Origin of the sequence: Acidithiobacillus sp. 'AMD consortium', assembly GCF_008926505.1 — a bacterium.
GTDB classification, from domain to species: domain Bacteria; phylum Pseudomonadota; class Gammaproteobacteria; order Acidithiobacillales; family Acidithiobacillaceae; genus Acidithiobacillus; species Acidithiobacillus ferridurans.
On the sequence record NZ_CP044411.1, the window covers coordinates 1,487,522 to 1,511,483 of the forward strand.

The following is a 23,962-nucleotide window of genomic DNA, read 5'->3' on the forward strand; positions in this document are numbered from 1 at the left end:
AGCGCTGTCATAATTCTGAGATTCATCACTTCTTCCTCTGATGGTTGGTAACCATCAGGTTAGGCGGATTTCTGGGAAAGGCAACCCGGCTCCCGGCCCTCTACTTACCTGCGTCGCGGCCCAGCGCCTCCAGATCCTCCAAGGACCATCTGGATGATCCGCGCGAGAAAGGCCATCCCTAAAAACGATGAAGGCGCCCAAGAATATTTCATCCGCCGTGTTGCACACCCGATCATTCCCAGTTCATGAGCCTTCATGCGTAAGCGTCTAAGCAACCCACCTTCCCAAATTTCCTGACCTGACCGATCCTGATCTGCATTCAGCGCGGAGGGATGGTGATGAAGAAAGAAGAGAAAGTCGCTTATTGGCGGCAGCAGGTAGAGGGATTTCAGGCGAGCGGACAGTCGGTCAAGAATTATTGTGCGCAGGCGGGGATCGCCGTAGCCACGCTGCATTACTGGCGCAAACGCTTTGCCGATTCTGTACAAACGCCGTTGCTGTCCGCCGTGCCCGAAGGGTTTTTGCCGGTAACTCTGGCCGCGCCGGTCAGGACGCCTGTTTCACCGGTGGAAATTCACCTGTTATCCGGTCGTAGCCTGAAGCTTGCGGCGCCGGTAGATACCAGCTGGCTCCAGACCTTGGTGCAGATTCTGGAAAGACCATGTGGCTAAATTCGAGCAGCCGGATCTGGCTCGCGGCAGCGCCCGTAGATATGCGGTTAGGCTTTGATGGCCTGGCGGCCAAGGTACAGGGGGTATTGGCTGCCGATCCTTTTTGCGGTCATGCTTTTGTCTTTCGCAACCGCCGAGGGGATCGTCTGAAATTGTTACTGTGGGATGGACTGGGCTTCTGGCTGGTGTATCGCCGTCTGGATCAGGGACGACTCCATTGGCCCCGCGCCGATGCCGGTGCCATAGAACTCTCCGCTGCGCAGTGGGCGATGCTGGTAGAGGGGCGCCCGTGGACGCCGTTACCGAGCCTGGAAAAATGCACACCAACACTGCTGTAACTAGCGGGAATTTCTTGTATAAATAGCCCAGTTCCGATACTATTTTCTGATGATTTCAGCGCCGCAAACGCCTCTTCCCACCAGCCCGGACGCCCTGCGCGATCTGGTGCTGAGCCTGCTGCAACAGCAGGAGGAACAGGAAGCGGAACGCACCCGGATCATCGCCCAACAGCAAGCGGCCATTGCCCTGCGCGATGAAACCATCGCCCGCCTGGAAAGCACCATCGCCAAACTGCAGCGCTGGCGATTCGGACGCCGTTCGGAAAAGCTCTCTCCCGACCAGATCAGTCTTTGGGAAGAAGCGCTGGATACCGAAATCGCGGCGATGGAAAGCCTCCTCGAAACCGTTCTGGAAGACAGTGCGGCCGTGACCGCTGGCCGTGCAGAGGGAGCAGCCGCCGACGCGCAGACCGTAGCGGTCCCCGCCCGTCCCGTACGCCGGCACCCCGGCCGCATGGCGATCCCCGCCCATCTGCCCCGGGTAGAAGTACGTCACGATCCCAAGACTTGCACTTGCGCGCAATGTGGGGGTCCACTCGAAACGGTCGGGGAAGAGATCAGCGAAAAACTGGATTATATCCCCGGACGCTTCCAGGTGATTCGCCATATCCGCCCCAAACTGGTCTGCCGCCCCTGCGGTACCCTCGAAAGTCCGGCATTACCGGCACAGGTGATTGACAAGGGCTTGCCCACGGCGCGCCTGGTGGCCCATGTGATGACGGCGAAACACGTGGATCACCTGCCTTTGTACCGGCAGGAAACCCAGTACCAGCGAGCGGGCGTACCGATCTCTCGCGCCACCCTCTGCAGCTGGCTGGGTCAGGGCGAATACTGGATCAGCCTGCTCGCCGAAGCCTGCAAAAGGGCCTTGCTGGAAGGAAAGATTCTGCACGCCGACGAGACGCCCTTGCCCGTCCTCAACCCCGGCAGCGGCAAGACGGACAAAGCCTATCTCTGGGTGTATCGCAGCCAGGCGGATGCCCCGCATCCCGTCGTGGTCTTTGATTATGCCCCGGACCGTAAGGGGATCCACGCGCAACACTTCCTGGGCGACTGGAAAGGCATTCTCCAGACCGATGACTATGGGGGGTATGATGCCCTCTACCGCAAGGAACAGATCATCGAAGCGGGATGCTGGGCGCATGTCCGCCGCCACTTCTATGACGTGGAACAGCGGGGTCCCAGTCCGGTAGCCCAGAAGGCCCTGGCCTGGATCGTCAAACTCTACGCCATCGAAGCGGAGATCAAGGAATCTCTACCAGATCAGAAAGTCGCCGCCCGGCAGCAGCGTGCCGGTCCCCTGCTGGAAGCCTTCCATGCCTGGCTCACGGAAACCCAGATGCAGGTGGCGCCGAAAAGTGGCATCGCTAAAGCCATCGGCTATGCCCTCAACCGTTGGAAAGCACTGACGCTCTACCTCGAAGAAGGACAACTCAGCATCGATAATAATCCGGTGGAGCGAGCGCTGCGGGGCGTGGCCATTGGTCGCAAGAATTTTTTATTTGTTGGAAATGATGCCGGTGGCGAGCGTGCCGCGTCCTTCTACAGCATCATCGAAACGTGCAAACTCAACGGCATCGAGCCCTTCGCGTACCTCTGTGACGTGCTCGAAAAGCTCCCGACCTGGCCCAACAAAAAACTCCACGAACTCTTGCCGTGGAACTGGAAAAAATCTGCATTAGCCTGATTGGCGCCAACCCGCAAGGGTGGGTTGGCTGAACGTTTACCTTCATGCGGAGCCTGCGCCAAATACCGCGCAAGGTCGCCAGCTACTTTCGGCATCCCGCTGCTCGCTACGCCATGTCGGATATTTAAGGGTCGGATGAATATTACTGGCAGACGCTTTTGAGGCTGCCAGCCAGGCATCGTTTGGTCCGAAGAGCAAAGTGCTAGTCAACGTCAAAGCATCGTTCAAAACCGGCAGCTTTGGTGTAGACTTTACTTTGGCATCCGGGATGCTCCAGTCAACAATGCACCGGATCCATAGGTTCCCCATCGTGACATTGGTCCGTGACGGAGGGAAGGGGGTGTTCATCCGATTACCTGAAAATCGAAACCACCATTATTTGTTGCTAACTTGATCAACCATAAGGAGAAACGCAATGCATAGTAAAAATAATCCTATTGTTTGGTTTGAAATTTACGTTCAAGACATGGAGCGTGCCAAAAGCTTCTACGAAGCAGTTCTCGCAATCAAGCTGTGTGAAATGCCCGCTCCGACAGCGGAAATGACTATGGAAATGTGGTCTTTCCCCATGGACAGAGAAGCCGGGATGAACACCTACGGTGCTGGCGGCATGCTAGTAAAAATGGAAGGCAAATCCTCTGGGGTTGGTGGCACCCTAGTATATTTTGGTTGCGAAGACTGTGCTGTTGAAGCGGCACGTGCCGTTGCGCATGGCGGTATTTTGATCAAAGAAAAAACATCTATCGGTGAACATGGTTTCATCGCTCTTGTTCAGGATACGGAAGGCAATATGATTGGCTTTCATTCAATGGTATGTAAACCTAGCGAATAAGGTCAGATTATGCTTAGCTCCGGTGTCAGGATTTGAACCGTTTGTTGGTCAAATTCTGACCGCCCCCCGGTCTCGAAACTGGTCTGCTCTATAATGGGTACGGGGCATGGGCTCTTGACATTACACCAAGCTTCAATGTTTACCATGGTCCAGTGGTGGGCTATACGCAGAGTATCAGTGATTATCCGTGGCCGAGGTTCCACTCCGGCACATGGCTGATGCCCTGTGCAATCGAATGTCAGTTCATACGGGCGGTTTTATTCATTCCTTTACACCTAATTTTCAACAGGAGAGAACCCATGAGCGATATCAGGCTGAAGATCACCGGCATGACCTGCGGACACTGCGTGCGGGCCGTGACCAAGGCGCTGGAAGGCGTACCTGGTGTAGAAAAAGCGGACGTTACGTTGGAGCCGGGAGAAGCCGTGGTGCATGGCCTAGCGGATACCGCCACGCTGATCGCCGTGGTCAGGGAGGAGGGCTATGAGGCGGAAGAGTGCAAAAAGTCACAGAGCGGATCGTAGCTGCAAATGGCTTGGGACAAGCCGGCGCACCGGAAACAGGCGTATGGCGGATCCGCGACAAGGCAACTATATGATTTTCCATTATTATAAGAGGGATGGACAGTTTTCTGTCGCTGACACCGGACACTTTTATGGCAGAAAATGTCACCAGAATTCCGCAAAACTCATATAAAAACAAGGGGTATTTCAATTGGCATGAATATTGATATTGCTGGTTCGCAGTTTCAACCTTGAGGAGTAAGTAACATGTCCATGAAAACTTCTGCTATTGCTATTGTCATGATGTCTGCCTTCGCAGTTTCCACCGCCTTTGCGGCGACGCCAGCCAAGGCTCCGGCGAAACACCCAGCCAAAGTGGCCACGCACAAGGCCGTCGCGCATAAGGCCGTTGCGCACAAGGCTCCTGTGAAAAAAGCCACAGCCAAGAAAGGTTACTAAGGGGAACTTCCCTAAGTAGGAAAAAGGGGCCTTCTGGCCCCCTTTTTTATTTGGGGGAGCGGGTATCGGGCCCATTCCAGGGGTGCCAATCTGCTCAAATTCGCTATATGATTGGTGCGTAAACGGAAAGGAACCCCCATGTTGCACTGGATCACCGACAGCCGCGCCGGTTTTGTGGCGTTACTGATGGTCGCCTTCATCGTGGCGATAGGCGTGTATGTGTTACCTGCTCTGATGGCCTGGAGCATGGATAGCCCGCACCGGATACCCATCACCCTGCTGGATCTATTGCTCGGCTGGACCGTCCTCGGCTGGGTTGCCGCGCTGATCTGGGCAGTCATGAGTGGCAATGGCGATAATTTTGACGACGACCGTCCACCCCGCCGCCAGGAGCCCTGGATGTGATAGAGTCTAGGTCGGAACGGCGATGCTTGCGGCATGGATGCTCTGCACACTCATCCCGGAATCATCAGCGACAGGAAATGATATGAACACCGCAGTAACTATGGGCCTTACCGCAACCGGGCGGATTTTTGGGCAGTCCGGACCATTCCGGATTTGGGTGGATGCCTGATTTGAAAACATCTCCATTGGTCATTTTCACCGTGGGCACCGCGGCCTCTGGTAAAAGCACCTGGGCTCGATCGGTGCAGTCCCGTTATACGGGGTTGCGTATCGCTATTATCGAAAGAGACGGGATTCGGGTTTCCCTGCACGAGGGGAAGATCGAGGGGGTGTTTTCCTGGTCGGCGTGGAACCCTGCCCTGGAAGGTAAGGTCCAGCAGCTTTGGGAACGGCAGGTGCGGAGTGCCATCGGTACGCACGATGTCCTTGTCCTTGCCGACACCCATCTGGATGTCGACGATCTGGCAAAAAAAGCACAATGGTTGCGGGATCAGGGGGTCACGGAGATGTCTGTGCATTACTTCCCGGCCTTGCCGCTGATGGAGCTCATCCGCCGCGATCGGGGAAGGGGCCACCCGGTAGGTGGCGAAGTGCTCAGGGAGCACATCAAAAAGCTGGAGCCGGAGGACCGCTACTGGGAGGCTGTGGAGGGCCTTTAACTACCGCGATTCAGATGGAACCTTGGTCCAGATGGTATTGCCGCCGAGCCACGAAAAGCCGACATAACCGTACACCTTGAGTTTGCGGGAATCCAGAGTCGTCAGTGTGCCATGATAGTAGGTTTTGCTGTTGGGGTCGTAAATGCGGCCCTTTGCCCATTCCCCCGGACGTCTGGGCACGAAGTCCGCCAGAATTTGCGGCTGCCCCTTGGCGCGGGCCTGCTGCACAGTGTCCTGCATATGTCTCACGCTCTGTCCGAAAATCATACCATTTTTTGCGTAAATGCGGATGTATCCATTGCCCCCCGCAGTTTGCCACAAGCCGGTAATGCTCTCGCGCCCTGAGCCTGCAAAAGCGATACCGATACTCCCCAAAAGTAGCCCGGTGAGGACGAGACAACGAGCTAAAAGATGTTTCATTCCTTGACCTTCCCAGCCTTGTGTCCCTACATACACAAATTTATGTTGCAAAATTTTAACAATATGAGCAACGGCTGGCAACTGCGGCCGGATGGCGGCGCTGTCCTGTATCGGGCCTTGCATTCTGCAGTGATACTGTATAAAAATATAGCCATCGCCAGCAGGTGGATCCGCTGGCCCTCAGGAGATATTGCATGGATGAACTTACCCCCCGGCAGTCCGAAATTCTCGGCTGGATTCGTACCCGTATGGCGGAAGACAGTCTGCCGCCTACCCGTGCGGAGTTGATGCGGGCCTTTGGCTTCCGTTCACCCAATGCTGCCGAAAGTCACCTGCGGGTACTGGCGCGCAAGGGCTATATCCTGCTGCAGAATGGTACGGCCAGGGGCATCCGCCTCTGTGCAAGCGAAGAAGAAACCGGTTTGCCGCTGATCGGGCGCGTGGCCGCCGGGCAACCCATGCTGGCCGAAGAGTTCCGGGAAGGGCAGTTGCCCGTCGACCCAAAGCTCTTTTCGCCAGGCGCCGATTACCTGTTGCGCGTGCAGGGCATGAGTATGCGTGATGCCGGCATTCTCGATGGCGATATTCTCGCCGTCCGTCACGATGCCTCGCTCACTCCCCAGGATGGTCAAATGGTAGTGGCCCGGGTCAACGGTGAGGTGACGGTCAAACGCTGGAAGCGGGATGGCAAGCAGGTCTGGCTGCTGCCGGAAAACCCGGATTTCTCCCCTATTTCTGTGGATTTGCAACGCGACAGTCTGACAATCGAAGGCGTGGTGGTCGGACTGCTGCGTATCGGAGGCAACTTATGAATCCATCCGCACATAAAACCGCCGTCGACACCCTGTTGAGCAACCATCCCCAGCACTTGTGGCGGGGTCTGAATAATCAGCGGACGCCGGGCGTGGCGGCGCACTGGCCGGATCTGGAGCGGTTGGTAGGTGACTGGCCACGTGGCGCCATCACTGAAGTGGTCAGCGCTCTGGACGGTATCGGAGAACTGCGTCTGGTGCTGCCCGCCGTGGCGGAACTGAGTCAGCGCGAGGCGCGCTGGATACTCTGGGTCGCGCCTCCACATATCCCCTATCCGGCAGCACTGGCGGCTGCCGGTGTCGATCTTGCACGGATGCTGGTGCTGCATCCACGCAAGGGCCAGAATACGCTCTGGGCGCTGGAACTGGCTCTGCGTTCCGGCAGTTGCAGCGCGGTGCTGGCCTGGCCGCCGACTCTACAAGATATCCAGTGGCGTCGCCTGCAATTGGCGGCCGAGGCGGGCAACAGTCTGGCCTTCTTCTTTTTCCGCCAAAGCAACGTCGCTACGGTGCCCGTTGCCTTGCGTCTGGGTCTGCACCCTGCCCCACAAGGAATCGACGTGAACGTCCGTAAACGTCGTGGTGCCATGCCGACGCGGGGTATGGTGGCGCTCAGCGACCAACTGGCGCTGGCGTTCTGAAACCCAATGTACTGGCTGGCGATACAGTTTCCGCGTTTGGGCGTGGAGCTTCGGGAACGGGTGCAGGCAGAAGCGGCCGCGCTGGCGCTGGTGGACGCGCAGGGCAGTGCTGGAACCTTGTTGCAGGTCAACGCGACAGCGTTTCAGGCGGGACTACGAACGGGCATGACGACGGCGCGGGCTTTGGCTATGCTCCCGGAACTGCAACTCTGTACTCGCGACCCGGCTGCCGAAGTGCAGGCGCTCAGCCACTGGGCCAGGCTGCTTTATAGTCTGGCACCACGGGTAGTGCTGCTGGAGGAGATGTCCCCCGCCCTGGCGGTGGATATCTCCGGTAACACCCGCCTGCAGCAGGACGACACATTGTTGCAGGTCGTGGCGGCATGGGCTGCTGCGACGCGACTGAGTGTGCATGCCGGGGTGGCTCCGACACCCCTGGGTGCCGCCTTACTGGCGCAATGGCAAGGAACCAGTTCCGGTCCTGGCTCCAGCTTTTGCCCAGGGGCCGTCGACTGGGCGCTGCTCTGGCCGCGAATCCCCATAACTCTGCTGCCTTGTGCCGCCACCACCCGTGCGGCCCTGCTGGCCTTGGGGGTTCGTCATTGCGCCCAGCTTCAGGCCCTGGACCGTGCCGATCTGGTCAGGCGCCTTGGTCCCGAATCCTTGCATGTGCTGGATCGTCTGAGCGGTAGGATAGATGATCCGCGTCCCGCATTGTCTTTCCCGATGAATCCGGAAGTTTCCATCCCGCTGTACAGTGAAATCCGCCACTGGGAAGGCCTGCGCTTTGCCCTGCACCGTGCTTTACAGGATCTTCAGCTTCTTCTCCGGACGCAGGCGCAGGCCAGCCGCTCCTGGCTGCTGCAGTTGCAGGGTCGTGAGCGGCAATGGTCTTCCACGCTGGAGGTACGCGATCCTTCCACGAAGGTGGAAACATTGTTGACGCTCTGGCAATGGCGGTTACAACAACAGCCTCTGGATTTTGCCGTGCATACCCTGCACCTGCAGGCACTGGCGCCGCATCACTGGTCCGGGCGTCAGGCCACCTGGTGGCAGGACGAGGCGGAGGAGGCGCGCTGGCAGTTGGTGGAGCAATTGCGTCAGCGTCTGGGTGACGTTGCGGTATATGCCGTCGCCGGGGTGGCGGATCATCGCCCGGATTATGCCTGGCAGAGGGTACCGCCGGGAGCTGGGCAGGGAGAGGCCAATGCCGCTCGTCCCCTCTGGTTGCTGGCGCAGGCACTGCCGCTCCATGCCCCACCGCTCCTTCCGCCGGCGCAGGTAGAACGTATCGAAGGCGGCTGGTGGGATGGCCGCGATCAGAGCCGGGATTACTTCCGCTGGCGACATCCTGGCGGGGCTCTGTGCTGGGTGTATCGGGACCGGCGTCAGGGGCGTTTCTATGTGCAGGGCTATTTTGCCTGAGTATGCCGAGCTTCACTGTCTCAGCGCACTGAGTTTTTTACGGGGTGCCAGTGCCGTGGAAGACCTGCTGGACCGTGCCCAGGCTCTGGGATACCGCGCCCTCGCCATTACCGAGGAGTGTTCCCTGGGCAGCGCGGCGCGAGCCCACAGCCATGCCCACAATATCGGTTTTCCGCTGATACTGGGCAGTGAAATCGCCCTGACCGATGGTCCGCGCATCGTCCTGCTGGTGCAGGAGCGTGACGGTTATGTCGCGCTATCCCGCTTCATCACCCGCGCCCGGGGACGAGCGGAAAAAGGCAGGTATCAGGCCCTGCTGGCGGACTTGCAAGGACTTGCGGGTTGTCTGGCCATCATTCTACCCGATTCACAAAGCCTACGCTTTGATGCTGCCGACGCCATCGCCGTAAGGGATTGTCTTGGCGCCGAAAATGTCTGGCTTGGCGCGGAGCTCCTGCGTGGCTGCGACGACGCGGCGCAACTTCGGGAGGTGTTGGAGCAGGGCAGGGCGTTGAAGATTCCTTGTCTGGCTTGCGGGGATGTCCACATGGACCGGCGCAGCCGTCGTTTTTTGCAGGATGTGCTCACTGCCATCCGCCTGCGGCGTCCGCTGGCGGATCTGGGCTGGGCACTGGCCCGTAATGGCGAGCGCCACCTGCGCCCGCGCCCCGTACTGGCGGAACTCTATCCTCCGGAGCTGCTGGCCGAAACCCTGCGGGTGGCAGAGCGCTGTCAATTTTCTCTAGATAGTCTCGTTTATCGCTACCCCGATGGAGCCTGTCCCGCAGGCCAGCAGCGGAATGATTATCTCGCCGAACTGGCCAGGCAAGGCCTGCAACGGCGTTATCCCCAAGGTGTCGCCACGGTGGTAACCACGCAACTGGAGGCGGAACTGGCACTGGTGCGGGAACTGGATTACGCCGGCTATTTCCTGACCGTCCACGATATCGTCCGATTCGCCAAGGGGCGCGGTATCCTCTGCCAGGGCCGGGGCTCGGCGGCCAATTCAGTCATTTGCTATGCCCTCGGCATTACGGAAGTAGACCCTAACCGAATGCAACTGCTTTTCGCGCGATTCATTTCTCGCGATCGCCGGGAGCCGCCGGATATTGACGTGGATTTCGAGCATGAGCGCCGCGAAGAAGTCATTCAGTACGTGTTTCAGCATTACGGGCGGGACCACGCCGCACTGACCGCTACCATCATCCATTATCGGCCGCGCAGTGCCATGCGCGATGCCGCCCGTGCCCTTGGTTTTGCGCCGGCCGAGATTCAGCGCCTCACCCAGGGCCTGGCCTGGTGGGATGGCCGCCAGATTCGCCCGGAGCGTTTGCAGGAGCAGGGCTTCGACCCCACCAGCCCGACCATCCAACGCCTGATCACCGTAGTCAATGCACTGGTCGGTTTCCCGCGTCATCTCTCCCAGCATGTCGGTGGCATGGTGCTTTCTGCGACCCCCCTCGATGCCCTGGTTCCCATCGAACCCGCCGCCATGGCGGAGCGCACGGTGATTCAGTGGGACAAGGACGATCTCGACGTCCTTGGTATTCTCAAGGTCGATATACTCGCGCTGGGGATGCTGAGCGTGTTGCGCCGTGCCCTCGATGATCTGGGCATGACCCTCGCCGACATCCCTGCCGAAGACTCCACCACCTACGCCATGCTCCAGCGAGGTGAGAGCTTGGGCGTCTTTCAGGTGGAGTCGCGGGCGCAGATGGGCATGTTGCCGCGCCTCAAACCCCGTTGTTTTTACGACCTGGTGATCGAAGTGGCCATCATCCGCCCAGGTCCCATTCAAGGGGATATGGTGCATCCCTATCTGCGTCGCCGCCAGGGGCTGGAGCCGGTGCGCTATCCTGGACCGGAAGTCAAAAAGGTGCTGGAACGGACCCTGGGTGTGCCGATTTTTCAGGAGCAGGTGATGCAGATTGCCATCGATGCCGCCGGTTTCAGTGGTGACGAGGCGGATGGTCTGCGCCGGGCCATGGCCGCCTGGCGGCGCAAGGGGCATCTCGGCCCTTACACCGACCGCCTCATCCGCGGTCTCCGTCTGCGTGGCTATTCCGAAGCATTCGCCCAGCGCCTTTGCCAGCAGATTCAGGGCTTCGCCGAATATGGTTTTCCCGAATCCCATGCCGCCAGTTTCGCCCTGCTGGTTTATGCCTCCGCCTGGATCAAGTGCCACCATCCGGCCATATTCACTGCCGCGCTACTGAATAGTCAGCCCATGGGTTTTTATGCCCCCGCCCAGATCGTGCAGGAGGCCTACCGCTGTGGCGTTGAGGTATTGTCCGTGGACATCTGCCATAGTGACTGGGATTGTAAAGTACAGGATAGGGTGCTGCGTCTGGGGCTTTGCCTGATCAAGGGCCTGTCACCCAAAGAGGCGGAAAGGCTTCTGCACTGGCGGGCGCAGGGCGGTGCGCTGCACAGCGAGGCGCTTCGCCACGGCCTTGGTCTGTCCGCTGCCGCACTGCACCAACTGGCATATGCAGGGGCTCTATCCAGCCTGCACGGGGACCGACATCAGGCCCTGTGGGCGGTGCAGGGCAGTCTGCCCCTGCCCACCGCATTGCCCATGCCGGTGGTACCGGAGCAGGCTCCCGCCCTTCCTGCCGAAACGCCCGCTGCCGCCTGTATTGCCGATTATCAGCAACTGGGCCTGAGCCTTGGTCCCCATCCCCTGCATTTTCTGCGCAAGCGGATCGCCCAAAGTGGCTATCGCCGTATCGCCGAGGTGCGCATGCAGCACCACGGCCGCCCGGATCGTCTCGCCGGTCTGGTCACCCACCGGCAGCGTCCCGGTACAGCTCATGGTACGGTATTCCTGACACTGGAAGATGAGTCCGGCATGATCAATGTCATCGTCTGGCCGCAAAGGGTCGAAGGCTGGCGCCGGGCACTGCTGCAGGGCCGCCTGCTGGGTATCGGCGGTCGGCTGGAGCGTCAGGGCGCCAGTCTTCATTTTATCGCCGACGCCATGGAGGATCTCAGCCCCTGGCTGGGTACACTGAGTACACGCTCCCGGGATTTTCATTAGTCCCGCTACCGAGGAAGTCCCTGCCCAGACAGCGGGCTCCTCTGGTCCGTCCCGCCTTACCTGGATGGGGCCGTCTGGCTTTTACCACGGCCACAGGTTTAGAATCAAAGCGCATCTTCGTTACCTCTCGCAAAAACATAAGGACCGTATTCACTCATGGAGAAAAAATCCATCGCGTTGGCCGTAGGCCTTTTCATTATCGGGGGACTCACCGGCGCCGTCGTGGAACGTTTTGCGGTAATGCCCGGCACAGGATCGGGAGTCAGTCTCGGCACAGCGGCTAGCTTGCTGGAATCCGTGACCCATGGAGAAGCCAAGGCCGAGAAGGTGTTTCCCGGTCCCGGCGGATTGACCGGAATCGAGGTGACTTTGCAGGGCCATCCAACGGTCGCCTTTGCCACTGCGGATGGCCGATACCTGATTGCCGGTCCGGTCCTGAACAAGCAGGGTGAGGATGAAGCGCACACGGCGATGGTAAAACTTGGCCTGATTCCCAAACCGGCGAGCGCAGGGACTTTGGCAGCGAAGGCGGTTGGTGCCGATAGCTTTGTGCTGGGTACAGGCGGACCGGAAATCACTGCTTTCGTCGATCCAAACTGCATTTTCTGCCACAAGTTTTATGAAGAGGCCAAACCGCTGATCGAGGCCGGCAAACTCAGGGTGCGTTATGTGGTGGTGGCTTTTCTCAAGCCGAACAGCATGCCGAAGGCCGCAGCCATTCTTGGTGCCGCAGACCCCGCTGCCGCCATGGCGAAGAACGAAAAGGGCTTTGATACGGTGACGGAAGAGGGGGGGATTGCACCGGCGCAAAATCCTGCCGCCGCCACCCTCAGTGCGGTAGAAAACAATACCAAGCTACTGAGCGAAAGTGGTGAAATGGCTACCCCCACCCTGATTTACTGTAATTCAAAGGGTGAGCCGACCCTGGTACACGGCTTGGGCAAAGAAAGCTTCATGGATTTTGCTGCGCATATCGGTAATCTGCAAAATGGGGTGTGCCAGAAGTGAATATCTCAGGATCGACAGCGGCGGTAATCCGGCGTGGAGACTACCAGGTTCCCAGCTATCAAGTTTCTGAAATCGCCTTGGATGTGCGCCTGGATCCAGACAATACCGAAGTACATACCCGCCTTCAGTTGCATCGCATCGCACCGGAGCCGGTCGCGGAATTGTATCTGGATGGCGAGTCCTTGGAACTGTTGGATATCCAGCGGGACGGCCAGGCGCTGGCAGAAAGCGCATATCGGCTGACCGAGGGTGGTTTGCTGTTGCTGAATCCCCCGGAAGCCTTCATTCTGGAAAGCAGGGTACGTATCCATCCTCGGGCCAACACCGCGCTTTCCGGTCTCTATCATGCGGGCGGGCAGTTCCTGACCCAATGCGAAGCGGAGGGATTCCGGCGTATTACCTATTACCTGGATCGCCCCGACTGCCTCGCCCGCTTCACGGTGACCCTGCACGCCCCGCAGGACGGTTGCCCGGTATTGCTTGCCAATGGCAACTGTATGGCCACGGGTGTTGAAGAGGGTGGCTGGCACTGGGCGCGCTGGGAAGACCCCTATCCCAAGCCGGCCTACCTCTTCGCCATGGTGGCCGGTGATCTGGCGGTCGTCCGCGACCGGTACCGTACCGCTTCCGGCCGGGAAGTAGCCCTGGAAATCTATGTGGCCGAACGCGATACCGGTGCCTGCGCCCAGGCCATGGACAGCCTCAAACACGCCATGCGCTGGGACGAAGAGGTTTATGGCCGGGAATACGACCTAAACCGCTATATGATCGTCGCTACCGACAGCTTCAATATGGGCGCGATGGAGAATAAAGGCCTCAATATTTTTAATGCCAAGTATGTGCTCGCTAGCCCGGAAACGGCTACGGACAGCGATTATCAGGGTATCGAGTCGGTTATCGCCCACGAATACTTCCACAACTGGACCGGCAATCGGGTGACCTTGCGCGACTGGTTCCAGCTCAGTCTCAAAGAAGGCCTGACGGTGTTTCGCGATCAGGAATTCAGCGCCGATCAAAATTCCCGCGGCGTCCAGCGCATCGGCGATGTACGCCGTCTGCGTGCCGCCCAGTTCCCGGAAGACGCAGGCCCGCTCGCCCATCCGGTGCGGCCCGATGCCTACTCCGAGATCAATAATTTCTACACCGCCACGGTCTATGAAAAAGGCGCCGAATTGGTGCGGATGATGCACACCCTGCTCGGCAAGGTGCCATTTCGGAAGGGTATGGATCTGTATTTCGAGCGTCACGACGGCCATGCGGTAACCATCGAGGACTTTATCGCCGCCATGGAAGACGCCAACCAGCGTGACCTCTCCGGGTTTCGGCGTTGGTATGGCCAGGCGGGAACACCCGTTTTGCGGGCCACCGGCAGCTACGATCCTGCCCGGCACAGCTATACCCTTACCCTGCATCAGGAAACCCCGGCAACCCCCGGTCAACCCGTTAAAGAGGCGGTGCCGATCCCGGTTCGTATGGCGCTGCTCAACACCCAAGGGCAACGTGTGCCTCTGGAGCTTGCCGGGGGTGCCTCCGAAACGGTATTGCTGCTGGAGCAATCGGAGCAGTCCTGGAACTTTGCGAACTTGCCGGGTCCGGTGATTCCTTCCCTTCTGCGCGGCTTTTCCGCCCCGGTGCGGCTGCAGGACCCACTGGATGACGACGCCCATGGTTTTCTGGCACGCCACGATGATGATCCCTTCAATCGCTGGGAAAGCATGCAGGACCTTGCTGTAAAGGCCTTGCTCGCCGCTGTGGCGGATTCGTCGGTCGCGCCGTTGCCCGTCACATTGCGGAACGCCGTTGCAGCGACGCTGGCGGACCGTCAGGTGGATCCTGCCTTCTGTGCCGAACTGTTGACGCTCCCCGGCGAGGATTATATTGGCGAACAGATGCCTGTAGTCGCCGTCGAGGCCATCCACCGTGCCCGGGAGGGGATGATGCGCGCCATCGGCAGCCATTTCGCAAAGGAATGGACCGATCTGTATCACGATCTTGCTGCCGCCTATCAGCGCGACGGTCTGTCCATCGGTCGCCGGCGTCTACGCAACCTCGCTCTGGGTTATCTCATCGCCGGTGAGGGCAGCAGGCGCGAAGGGACGATCCTGTACGCCCGTCAGCAATATATGCAGGCCGACAACATGACGGACCGGCTGGCGGCTTTCCAGTTGCTGGTGCAACATCAGCATCACGATGCCGAAGACGTCATCCTCGACTTTTACCAAAGGTGGCACGACTACCCGCTGGTGATCGACAAATGGTTTGCCATACAGGCGGCTGCGCCACATCCGAAAACCTTGCGGCAGGTGGAACATCTGCTGGTGCATCCAGCCTTTGACTGGCGGGTGCCCAATCGGGTGCGTGCGGTACTCGGCGCATTTGCCGCCAATCCCACGGTTTTCCATGCGGCGGATGGTTCCGGTTATACTTTTTTTGCCGAGCAGATCCGCCGTCTGGATGACATCAATCCGCAGACGGCGGCGCGCCTGGCGACACCCCTCAGTCGCTGGCAGCGCTACGATGCCCCGCGTCAGCAAGCGATGGTGGCAGCCTTGAAAATGTTGGCCGGTAAGCCTGGGCTTTCCCGCGATCTGGCAGAAGTCATACAGCGTTCTCATCCAGATAAAAAGTAGACAGCGGCGTCATGCAAAGAGCTTGAAGGGGTGTCGAAGCATCAGCTCCACGGCCGGGAGATACTCTCCAGCCGTTTCCAGTGCCGGGAGAATTTTTTGTGTTGCCGGACCTCCCGGGCATGGAGATAGCCCATCAGCATCCCCGCATGGAAGGCGAGCCCGTGCCTGCGGCTTGTAGCCAGTCCTGCAAGATGCTGTCCTGCCATATCTGCGTCATGCATTGCGCCGGAGATTTTTTGCAGAGCGGAGAGGGTCTTGAGCAGCGCCTTGCTATCTTTGCTGGGCCACATATCTCCTAGTGCGAGAATAACATAGCGCCAATTCTTGATGTGAATGCGCAGAGCATGAAACTCGATGGGGGTTTGGGCCGCAGCACCCGCCGCCGTCAATTTGCGGTCCTGACGCCGCAAATGCATTTCCGCGTAGTGCTGGAGGTCTTCGTCACTGTGCAACGCTGCACGCAGCAGTAGCGCCCAGAACTGCAGTATCGTAGCGGCGAGGTGACCCAGTCCGGCAGCGGTGGCCTCGGCCTCCGCGCTCAACCATGTGTACAGGGGCGCGGCCTCTGTGCCTGTCTCGGCAGCCAAAGTTGCCCAGTATGTGGCCAGGACTTCATGATCACGCCGTATACTTTGCTGGTGAAACCAGTCCGCCAATTCCTGACGGACACCCTCCAGACGCTTGTCGGTATCCAGCGTCCGGCAGAATCGCAGCAATGCGCGCAGGCTGCGGACGGCTTTGCGCAAGTGATGAAAGGTCTCCGGGCTGTTACCGGTCGCATGCTGCCTAGCTGCGGTGAGAGACTGCTGACATTGCTCGATCAACAGGCGGCTGAGTGCCTTTCCGGCATTTTCGTGTCGGCGTAGCGGTGCTGCTTTGTCCCCCAGTGCAACGGCATCGGCGGGTATCAGTCCGGCCAGACGCAACCCCCGGAACATCTTACTCTCCCCATCAGGCAGCAACGGCAGATGGGCGCATAGCTCCGCGCCCATCTCCAATATCGCAGCAGGCCCCCCGGTTGCCAACTCCAACTCCATTTCGAGAATCGGTTCGCATAGGCCGCTGGCAAGGATTTCTCCACGATCCAGGGCGACCACTATCTGGCTGCCATCGGCACAATCCACCCGGCTTTCCAGCCGCTCAAAACGGGTTTCGAGGATGGCCTGCAGAGCCAAATCCAGAAACGGTGCCAACAATGCCGCAGCGTCCGGGTCGGTAAACACCCGGAGGTCCGCTGCGGAGGAGGAAACGGTGACATTCCATTCGGGGCGCTGATGTAATCCGCCCATGGACTGTCCATCGGCCTTGAGGGTGGCGACCCACTCCTTACCTTCTCGACGCACCCGATACGCGAGTTTCGCGCGCCGTAAGGCGCCGTCCCGGCTGTCATAATAGACCGCATGCAGTTTCAGGGCGGGGGCTTCCCCCAGCGCGAGCAAAGGGAACTTGCAAATCTTTTCCCAGGTGACAGGGGAGGGGTCCAGTATTTGCAGTTTAAGCTCCTGTTCCATATTTCCCTTCCATCACGAAACGCAGAATCTGCGCCCATTGCGGCAGATCGGCCCGGGTTTCGGCGGCGCGCAGGTCTGCCACTCCCGCGCCCAGTTGTGCCGCTCGCACGTAAAGTTCGCTGTCGCGCAGGGTGGCCACTACCGGCAATTGCAAATCCGCAAGAAAGGTCTGCAAATGCTGTCCGCCCCTGGTACGCGCATTCACCCGGTTGGCGATCACGCCCATGCGCACTTTTCCCTTACGAAAGCGTTTTATTTCCTTTAGTTGTTCCAGGAAGACGCGGCTGGCGTCCATATCGAAGGAAGATGGTCCGATGGGCACCAGCAGTGCTTCCACCTCGCCCAGCATGTCTTCCAGACGCCCTTTCTTAAGGCCGGCAGGGGCGTCAAAGACCACGAAATCCGTGGGTGGATAATCGCGGAAATCCCGGTCTGCATCTGTAATGACGGACAGCTTGGGCAGGTGTTCCGATCGCCGCCCAGCCCAGGTACTGGACGAACGCTGTGGGTCCAGGTCGGCGAGGAGCACCGAACCACGCAGTGCCAGCAGGCTGGCGAGGTTGGTAGCGACGGTTGTTTTTCCGGCGCCTCCTTTACTGTTGAGCACCAGCACCCGGATCAATGCTCGCGCCTCTCACCCATAATGACTGCTCCTGTTGTAGTGTTCCAGCAGGCGGTCCTGTGCGGATTTACAGTTGGCATCCAGGGGATTGCGCAAAAAATCATAATCACCATCCGCACGCATCGCCCAAGCGTTACAATCGTCTTCCAAGTATAGCTGAAGGGTTTCCGTGAGTATGCGGGCGCGCAAGTCGGGGTCGGTAATGGGTACCGCGACTTCCAGACGGCGGAAAAGATTGCGCCCCATCCAGTCGGCACTTGATATCCAGAGGCGGGGATCCCCGTTGTTTCCGAAGTAATAGACGCGACTGTGTTCGAGGAAACGGCCGACAATGGAACGTACCCGGATATGATCGGAGACACCTGGTATGCCAGGGCGCAGGGCACAGGCGCCGCGCACCACCAGGTCGACTTCCACCCCGGCCTGGGAGGCCCGGTACAGGGCGCGAATCAGATCGGGGTCGACCAGCGCGTTCACCCGTACGATGATGCGGCCTTTGCTTCCATGCCGGATCTCCGTATCGATGGCTTCCTGTATTCCCTGGAACATCGTAAAAGGACTCTGCAGCAGACAGCGCAATTGCGGCGCCTTGCCCATGCCGGTGATATGCATGAACAGGTCATTCATATCCGCCGTGATATCAGGATTTGCGGTGAGCAGGCTGAGATCGGTGTAAATCCGCGCATTGCGGGGATGATAATTGCCCGTACCCAGGTGCCCGTAGAGGCGGATCCCGTCCTCCTCCCGGCGCAGGATGAGAATCATCTTGGCATGCACCTTGTGATTGACCACGCCGTATACCACTTGCACACCCACTTCTTCCAGACGCTCGGCCATCCGGATGTTATTGGCTTCGTCAAAGCGAGCCTTGAGTTCGACCACTGCCGTGACCTGTTTCCCGGCCATGGCCGCTTCTATCAACGCGTCGATGATCGGGGAGTCAGGGGTGGTGCGGTACAGCGTCTGCTTGATGCCGATGACTTTTGGATCGCTGACCGCCTGGCGGAGGAAATCCAGAACCGGGTTGAAGCTCTGGTAGGGGTGGTGCAGCAGGATGGGCGCCTCCCGCAGTTGCGCGAATATGTTCTCGGGGTGTGAACAAACCGGTGGCAGCCCCGGTACGAAGGGTGGATAAAGCAAGTCGGGACGGCGGACCATTTCAATGATGGCCGCCAGGCGTGACAGATTCACGGGACCCTGCAATGAATACAGGTTGCTCTCACTTAGTTCAAAATGTTTCAGAAGATATTCCACCACTTCCCGCGGACAGTTGTTAGCGACCTCCAGCCGTACTGCCTCGCCAAAGGGGCGTAGTGGTAATTCATCGGCCAGCGCGTCGAGGAGATTGTCCACCTCCTCCTCATCCACAAAGAGTTCACTGTTGCGCGTCACCCGAAACTGATAAAAACCCTGGATGGTCAGGCCCGGAAAGAGCGCCTGCACATGTTCGTGGATGACGGAGGAGAGAAACACGAAATCATTCGGACCCGCGAGATGTTCCGGAATCTGGATGATGCGGGGGAGAATGCGTGGCGCCTGTACGATGGCGATGGGGCTGTGTCGCCCGTAAGCATCCTGGCCTTCCAGAACGATAGCGAAATTCAGCCCTTTGTTCTGTACCTTGGGAAAGGGGTGGGCGGGGTCGAGACTCAGGGGAGTGAGTAGAGGTAGCACATCGGTTTGGAAATAATTGCCGATCCAGCGCTTCTGCGCCGCCCGCCATTCGCGGCGGCGCAGCAAGCGAATACCTTCTCTAGCCAAAGCGGGCAGCAGGCGCTGATTCAGGCATCGGTATTGTTCGGAAATGATTTCATGGGCCTTTTTCGCGACCGCCTCGATTTCACGATGGGGCCCAAGCATATCCGGCCCCAAGGGGCCGGCGCCGAATTTAAGCCGCTGCAACAGTCCGGCCATGCGCACTTCAAAAAATTCGTCCAGATTGATGGAAACGATGGTCAGGTAACGTAAACGTTCCAGCAGCGGTACGCGCTGGTCGTCGGCTAGAGCCAGCACCCGCTGGTTGAAAGCGAGGATGCTGAGGTCTCGGTTGAAGTACAGCTCAGGGCTGTCGAGAGGCGGCGCGGAACGGGCGTTTTCCGGCGCAGGCACCTCAGACATGCGGTGCCCCCATGCGATGCTCCGCAGCGATCAGGGTGTTCTGCAGAAGGGTGGCCACAGTCATGGGTCCGACCCCGCCGGGGACCGGGGTGATCCACGCTGCACGCTGCTCCGCGCCGGCAAAGTCCACGTCGCCGGTCACACGCCCATCCGGAAGACGGTTGATTCCTACGTCGATCACCACCGCGCCCTCACGAATCCACGCACCAGGGATCAATCCCGGTTTGCCGGCCGCCGCAACCAGCAGTTCGGCGCGCCTTACATGAGCCGCCAGGTCCCGGGTAAAGCGATGACAGACGGTCACCGTTGCGCCGGCGAGGAGGAGTTCCAACGCCATAGGGCGCCCGACGATGTTGGAGGCACCAACGATTACCGCCTCTTTTCCCTTGATATCGATGCCCGATTCCTGAAGGAGAGTCATGATGCCCGCAGGTGTGCAGGAGCGAAGCAATGGCGCGCGCAAGGCGAGACGGCCGATATTGTAAGGGTGGAAACCATCCACGTCTTTCTCCACCGCGATGGCTTCGATGATCTCTTCCGGGTCAAAAGGGGGGGGAAGTGGCAGTTGCACCAGGATGCCGTCGACCGCGTCATTGGCATTCAGCTCCGCAATGTGGGCCAGAAGCTGTTGTGGATTAGTGTCTGCTGGCAAGTTGGCGGAGAATGAGGCAATTCCCACGGAAGCACAGGTCTCCCGTTTTTTCTGTACATAAATCCGGGAGGCCGGATCAGCGCCGACCAGCACTACCGCAAGGCCGGGGGAGCGCCCCCATTGGCGGAGAAAGGCATGGCTGCGAAGGGAAATATCGGCATGTATTTTTTTCGCGATGGCTTTGCCATCAATGCGTCGCGCAGTCACTTGGGCCTCTTTGGCGAGGTCTCGCTACTCAGGAAAAAATGCTCACCCATGAAAAAGTTACCTATGTGAAAAGCGGGCGCGTCAACCGGAGAGGTGGCGGCAAAACGGAGCATCCCCGGAAACGAGAGCTATGTTCGCCGGTTATTCTTCTGGCAGCCCCTTCTTTTGTCAAGCGAAAACGGGGCACTGAAGGGTACCCCGATCCATGATGTCCAACAAGATGAAACCGTCTTATCAAGCTTCCCGGGAATTTTGAGGTTCCCGTAAATCCTTGGCGAGTATCATATACATGGCAGGCACAACGAAAAGCGAGAAAAAAGAGCCGATCGCCAGCCCGGTAAAGATGACCAGACCCATGTCGAAGCGGCTGACCGCCCCGGCTCCACTCGCCAGCAAGAGGGGCAATACGCCCAGCACCATCGCACCGGTGGTCATGAGAATGGGCCGCAGACGGATGCTGGAGGCTTTTTCCACGGCGGAACGCTTGTCCAGCCCTTCGTGTCGCTGGATCTGGTTGGCGAACTGGACGATGAGGATGCCTTGCTTGGCGATCAGACCGATGAGGGTGATCAGGCCCACCTCGGTGTAGATGTTGATGGTGGCCAGCCCCAGACTGATGAAGATCAACGCCCCGCTGATGGACATAGGCACCGTGATGAGCACGATGAGCGGATCGCGAAAGCTCTCGAACTGCGCCGCCAAGAGCAGATAAATGAGGAGGACGGCCAAGGCAAAGGTGACCAGCAGCCCGCTTTTCTCCTGCATATACTGCCGCGACTGGCTGGAGTAGTCGATGGAGAAGCCCTTGGGCATGACGTTCTGGGCCTGGGTTTTCAGATAAGTCAAAGCTTGGCCGAGGGTCACGCCGGGGGCGGGTACCGCCTGAATGGTGGCGGAATTGAGCTGCTGGAACTGCGGCAGGAACTGCGGCTGCACTTTGGTTTCCACAGACACCAGGGTGGACAGTGGCACCATCTGCCCCGTTGCGGTGGCGACGTAGTAGGTCTTGAGAAGGCCCGGATCGGCGCGGAAGCGGTCCGGTACCTGCGGGATCACTTCATAACTCCGGCCTTTCAGGTCAAATCGATTGACATAATTGCCGCCCAGCAGCGGCTGCAAATCCTGGGCGATGTTTGCCATGGTCAAACCCAGGTTCGCCGCCATGTTGCGGTGGATATGGAGGACGATCTCCGGGTTGTCGATGCGCAGGTCCTTGGTCACGTAGATGAACAGGCCGCTTTTTTGGGCGCGGCCGATGACCTCGTTGGCCACCTGATCCAGCTTGTCGTAACCTCCGCTCGACTGCAGCACGAATTGAACCGGCAGACCACCAGCGGACCCGGGCAGGGACGGCCGTTGGAACGACGCCACCTGCAGACCGGTGATCCCATTCATTTGTTTTTGTACCTGGGGCGCCAGCTGCATGGCGGTTACCGATCGCTTATCCCAATTTTTTAGCCGCATGCCGGCGATGAGACTGTTGGTCCCGCCACCACTCCCCACGGAAATGCCGGTGACCATGAAGGTGGCTTTGGTTTCCGGATATTTACTCAGGTCATGGACAATCTCCATGCCGTACTTGCTCAACAGTTCAGGGGTGACGTTAGGCGCGCCGGTGCCCATGTTGAAAATGATGCCTTGATCTTCCTGCGGCGCCAGTTCCTGTTTACTCGTGGTGAAGAGGAAATAAATACTCACAAAAATCACGGCGGCAAAAAGCATGGTCACCGGCACGAAGTTGAGGCTACCCCGGAGCAGCCGATCGTACAGACGGCGTAATTCCTCGTAGCGGGTATCGATGAAGTGGGCGAATCCATGTGCGCTGCTGGCTCGGAGTATCTTGCTGCTGAGCATAGGCGACAGGGTCAGCGCCACCACCATGGAAACCAGCACGGTAGCCACCAGCGTAAAGGCGAACTCGCTGAAAAGACTGCCAGTCAGGCCGCTCATGAAGCCGATGGGGGCAAAGACGGCGATCAGCGTGGTGGACATCACCACGATGGCAGTGCCCAGTTCCCGGCCGGTCATCAAGGCCGCCTGCATGGGGCTTTTACCCTCGTCGATGTGGCGATGAACATTTTCCACCACAATAATGGCGTCATCCACCACCAGGCCGATGGCCAAAACGATGGCGAGCAGGGTGAGCAGGTTGATGGTGAAGCCCATGGCCCACATGATGAAACCAGCACCGATGATGGACAGGGGAATGGCCACTGCCGGGATGAGCACCGAACGGAAGGAGCCCAGGAAGAGGAAGATCACCAGGACCACCACCGCCAGCGTGATGCCGATGGTCAGCAAGACTTCGTCGATGGAGGCCTTGATGTAGTCCGTGGCGTCGTAGGGGATGGCCATGTGCATGTCTGGCGGAAGGGCAGTGCCGAGTTCGGCCAGTGCCGCCTTGACCCCCGCCGCGACATTCAGCGAGTTGGCCGACGGTGACTCCTGAATACCGACGAAAGCCGCCGGCTTGCCGTCAAAATAAGCGCTGGAATCATAATTCTGCGCCCCGAGTTCTACCTGGGCGACATCCTTGAGGCGGATGATGGTATTACCCACGTTTTTAACCACGAGGTTGCGGAACTGCGCCGCATCATGGAGGTTGGTGGTGGCAACGATGGTGTCCCCCGTCTCGGTCCCCCGGGTGCTCCCTACTGCTGAGATGAAGTCGTTGGCTGCCAGAACCTGGGACACCTGGGACGCGCTAATCCCGAGGGCGGCCATCTTCCGGGGGTTGAGCCAGACGCGCATGGAGTACGTATTGCCGTTCCCGGAGCCGGGCGGCAGGATCTGCGCTTCGCCCACGCCGCTGACGGCCGCGAGCTTGGGCTGAACCACCCGCAGGAGATAGTCGGTAATCTGCTGCTGGTTCAGGTGGTTGCTGTAAAAGGCGATGTACATGAGGTCAGTGGTGTTGCCCACCGTGACGTTGATCACCGGCAACTGGCTGCCGGCGGGCAGTTCGTTGGTCACCTGCTGGACCTTCGACTGGATATTGGCCACCGCCGCGTCGGGGCTGTAATTCAGTTTCATGTACACGGTAATGGTGGACATGCCCTCGGAACTGTTGGAGGTCATATAGTCGATGCCGGGAGCGCTGGCGATCACCCGCTCCAGGCGGGTGGTGATGAAGCCCTGGATGGTGTTGGGATTGGCGCCGGGGTACGCCGTGGTTACCGTAACCACGGTGTTGGTGAGGGCCGGGTACTCGCGCACCGTCATTTCCGTATAGGCGCGCAACCCGAGGAGGAGGATCACCAGACTCAAGGCCGTAGCCAGAACCGGTCGATGAATGAAGATATCCGTAAATTTCATCGCCGCC

The 23,962-nt window shown here is 59.1% G+C and carries 20 protein-coding genes; 14 read left to right on the forward strand and 6 right to left on the reverse strand.

The genetic code is table 11. The features are described from left to right. The first annotated feature begins 338 nt into the window (after window positions 1-338). The 8 genes from tnpA (at window position 339) to F6A13_RS07770 (ending at window position 5,554) form a co-directional block, all read left to right on the forward strand. On the forward strand, window positions 339-671 hold the full coding sequence (gene tnpA, locus F6A13_RS07735) for an IS66 family insertion sequence element accessory protein TnpA (protein ID WP_012536651.1): 333 nt from the start codon (window positions 339-341) through the stop codon (window positions 669-671). Then, window positions 662-1,009: an IS66 family insertion sequence element accessory protein TnpB gene (tnpB, locus tag F6A13_RS07740; protein ID WP_012536650.1), complete on the forward strand. Its 348-nt coding sequence runs from the start codon at window positions 662-664 to the stop codon at window positions 1,007-1,009. Before tnpA ends, tnpB begins: the two co-directional genes overlap by 10 nt. Window positions 1,010-1,058: 49 nt before the next feature. Then, window positions 1,059-2,696 carry an IS66 family transposase gene (tnpC, locus tag F6A13_RS07745; RefSeq protein ID WP_126605549.1) on the forward strand — a complete coding sequence of 546 codons (1,638 nt, stop codon included), beginning with the start codon at window positions 1,059-1,061 and terminating at the stop codon, window positions 2,694-2,696. 415 nt (window positions 2,697-3,111) lie between these two features. After that, entirely contained in the window at window positions 3,112-3,528 is a 417-nt protein-coding gene (locus F6A13_RS07750) for a VOC family protein (RefSeq protein WP_126605550.1), read from the forward strand. A gap of 299 nt (window positions 3,529-3,827) precedes the next feature. Next, window positions 3,828-4,052 (forward strand): CopZ family metallochaperone, encoded by a 225-nt coding sequence (locus F6A13_RS07755; protein WP_113525654.1) that lies wholly within the window; start codon window positions 3,828-3,830, stop codon window positions 4,050-4,052. 246 nt (window positions 4,053-4,298) lie between these two features. Further along, window positions 4,299-4,490, forward strand: a complete 192-nt coding sequence (locus F6A13_RS07760; protein WP_009568881.1) for a hypothetical protein — start codon at window positions 4,299-4,301, stop codon at window positions 4,488-4,490. A 138-nt stretch (window positions 4,491-4,628) separates the two neighbouring features. After that, window positions 4,629-4,895: a superinfection immunity protein gene (locus F6A13_RS07765; protein WP_113525653.1), complete on the forward strand. Its 267-nt coding sequence runs from the start codon at window positions 4,629-4,631 to the stop codon at window positions 4,893-4,895. Between the two features lie 161 nt (window positions 4,896-5,056). Next, the gene (locus tag F6A13_RS07770; RefSeq protein WP_126605551.1) at window positions 5,057-5,554 is read left to right on the forward strand and encodes an AAA family ATPase; all 498 of its coding nucleotides are present in this window, start codon (window positions 5,057-5,059) and stop codon (window positions 5,552-5,554) included. On the opposite strand, the gene F6A13_RS07775 is transcribed toward F6A13_RS07770, so the two are convergent. Beyond that, window positions 5,555-6,097 (reverse strand): DUF2147 domain-containing protein, encoded by a 543-nt coding sequence (locus F6A13_RS07775; RefSeq protein ID WP_225981763.1) that lies wholly within the window; start codon window positions 6,095-6,097, stop codon window positions 5,555-5,557. Window positions 6,098-6,168: 71 nt separating this feature from the next. Here F6A13_RS07775 and lexA point away from each other — a divergent pair, with 71 nt between their 5' ends. From lexA to pepN, 6 genes are all read left to right on the forward strand, one after another. After that, window positions 6,169-6,786: a transcriptional repressor LexA gene (gene lexA / locus F6A13_RS07780; protein WP_113525651.1), complete on the forward strand. Its 618-nt coding sequence runs from the start codon at window positions 6,169-6,171 to the stop codon at window positions 6,784-6,786. Continuing rightward, on the forward strand, window positions 6,783-7,427 hold the full coding sequence (gene imuA / locus F6A13_RS07785; RefSeq protein ID WP_113525650.1) for a translesion DNA synthesis-associated protein ImuA: 645 nt from the start codon (window positions 6,783-6,785) through the stop codon (window positions 7,425-7,427). Before lexA ends, imuA begins: the two co-directional genes overlap by 4 nt. Window positions 7,428-7,433: 6 nt before the next feature. Next, window positions 7,434-8,852, forward strand: a complete 1,419-nt coding sequence (locus tag F6A13_RS07790; RefSeq protein ID WP_126605552.1) for a Y-family DNA polymerase — start codon at window positions 7,434-7,436, stop codon at window positions 8,850-8,852. Beyond that, window positions 8,830-11,892 (forward strand): error-prone DNA polymerase, encoded by a 3,063-nt coding sequence (locus F6A13_RS07795; RefSeq protein ID WP_126605553.1) that lies wholly within the window; start codon window positions 8,830-8,832, stop codon window positions 11,890-11,892. Before F6A13_RS07790 ends, F6A13_RS07795 begins: the two co-directional genes overlap by 23 nt. Before the next feature lie 156 nt (window positions 11,893-12,048). Beyond that, window positions 12,049-12,900 carry a thiol:disulfide interchange protein DsbG gene (gene dsbG, locus F6A13_RS07800; protein WP_113525647.1) on the forward strand — a complete coding sequence of 284 codons (852 nt, stop codon included), beginning with the start codon at window positions 12,049-12,051 and terminating at the stop codon, window positions 12,898-12,900. Then, window positions 12,897-15,530, forward strand: coding sequence for an aminopeptidase N (pepN, locus tag F6A13_RS07805; RefSeq protein WP_126605554.1), 2,634 nt, complete (start codon window positions 12,897-12,899; stop codon window positions 15,528-15,530). Before dsbG ends, pepN begins: the two co-directional genes overlap by 4 nt. Window positions 15,531-15,571: 41 nt before the next feature. Here the strand turns inward: pepN and F6A13_RS07810 are convergent, their stop codons facing one another. The 5 genes from F6A13_RS07810 to F6A13_RS07830 form a co-directional block, all read right to left on the reverse strand. Further along, complete coding sequence (locus tag F6A13_RS07810; RefSeq protein WP_126605555.1) at window positions 15,572-17,041, reverse strand: CYTH and CHAD domain-containing protein; 1,470 nt, start codon at window positions 17,039-17,041, stop codon at window positions 15,572-15,574. Continuing rightward, the gene (locus tag F6A13_RS07815; RefSeq protein ID WP_225982020.1) at window positions 17,025-17,654 is read right to left on the reverse strand and encodes a ParA family protein; all 630 of its coding nucleotides are present in this window, start codon (window positions 17,652-17,654) and stop codon (window positions 17,025-17,027) included. Before F6A13_RS07815 ends, F6A13_RS07810 begins: the two co-directional genes overlap by 17 nt. A 21-nt stretch (window positions 17,655-17,675) precedes the next feature. Beyond that, a complete protein-coding gene (ppk1, locus tag F6A13_RS07820) occupies window positions 17,676-19,781 on the reverse strand; it encodes a polyphosphate kinase 1 (protein ID WP_113525643.1) in 2,106 nt (701 codons plus the stop codon). Next, window positions 19,774-20,640, reverse strand: a complete 867-nt coding sequence (folD, locus tag F6A13_RS07825; RefSeq protein ID WP_113525642.1) for a bifunctional methylenetetrahydrofolate dehydrogenase/methenyltetrahydrofolate cyclohydrolase FolD — start codon at window positions 20,638-20,640, stop codon at window positions 19,774-19,776. The genes ppk1 and folD overlap by 8 nt, the downstream gene beginning before the upstream one ends. A 234-nt stretch (window positions 20,641-20,874) precedes the next feature. Next, a complete protein-coding gene (locus F6A13_RS07830; protein ID WP_113525641.1) occupies window positions 20,875-23,955 on the reverse strand; it encodes an efflux RND transporter permease subunit in 3,081 nt (1,026 codons plus the stop codon). Between the last annotated feature and the right edge of the window lie 7 nt (window positions 23,956-23,962).

Bases quoted from the DNA above. Each gene is read 5' to 3' on its own strand.
- tnpA (WP_012536651.1), top strand. From the start codon at position 339: ATGAAGAAAGAAGAGAAAGTCGCTTATTGGCGGCAGCAGGTAGAGGGA.
- tnpB (WP_012536650.1), top strand. From the start codon at position 662: ATGTGGCTAAATTCGAGCAGCCGGATCTGGCTCGCGGCAGCGCCCGTA.
- tnpC (WP_126605549.1), top strand. From the start codon at position 1,059: ATGATTTCAGCGCCGCAAACGCCTCTTCCCACCAGCCCGGACGCCCTG.
- F6A13_RS07750 (WP_126605550.1), top strand. From the start codon at position 3,112: ATGCATAGTAAAAATAATCCTATTGTTTGGTTTGAAATTTACGTTCAA.
- F6A13_RS07755 (WP_113525654.1), top strand. From the start codon at position 3,828: ATGAGCGATATCAGGCTGAAGATCACCGGCATGACCTGCGGACACTGC.
- F6A13_RS07760 (WP_009568881.1), top strand. From the start codon at position 4,299: ATGTCCATGAAAACTTCTGCTATTGCTATTGTCATGATGTCTGCCTTC.
- F6A13_RS07765 (WP_113525653.1), top strand. From the start codon at position 4,629: ATGTTGCACTGGATCACCGACAGCCGCGCCGGTTTTGTGGCGTTACTG.
- F6A13_RS07770 (WP_126605551.1), top strand. From the start codon at position 5,057: ATGCCTGATTTGAAAACATCTCCATTGGTCATTTTCACCGTGGGCACC.
- F6A13_RS07775 (WP_225981763.1), bottom strand. From the start codon at position 6,097: ATGCAAGGCCCGATACAGGACAGCGCCGCCATCCGGCCGCAGTTGCCA.
- lexA (WP_113525651.1), top strand. From the start codon at position 6,169: ATGGATGAACTTACCCCCCGGCAGTCCGAAATTCTCGGCTGGATTCGT.
- imuA (WP_113525650.1), top strand. From the start codon at position 6,783: ATGAATCCATCCGCACATAAAACCGCCGTCGACACCCTGTTGAGCAAC.
- F6A13_RS07790 (WP_126605552.1), top strand. From the start codon at position 7,434: ATGTACTGGCTGGCGATACAGTTTCCGCGTTTGGGCGTGGAGCTTCGG.
- F6A13_RS07795 (WP_126605553.1), top strand. From the start codon at position 8,830: ATGTGCAGGGCTATTTTGCCTGAGTATGCCGAGCTTCACTGTCTCAGC.
- dsbG (WP_113525647.1), top strand. From the start codon at position 12,049: ATGGAGAAAAAATCCATCGCGTTGGCCGTAGGCCTTTTCATTATCGGG.
- F6A13_RS07810 (WP_126605555.1), bottom strand. From the start codon at position 17,041: ATGGAACAGGAGCTTAAACTGCAAATACTGGACCCCTCCCCTGTCACC.
- ppk1 (WP_113525643.1), bottom strand. From the start codon at position 19,781: ATGTCTGAGGTGCCTGCGCCGGAAAACGCCCGTTCCGCGCCGCCTCTC.
- F6A13_RS07830 (WP_113525641.1), bottom strand. From the start codon at position 23,955: ATGAAATTTACGGATATCTTCATTCATCGACCGGTTCTGGCTACGGCC.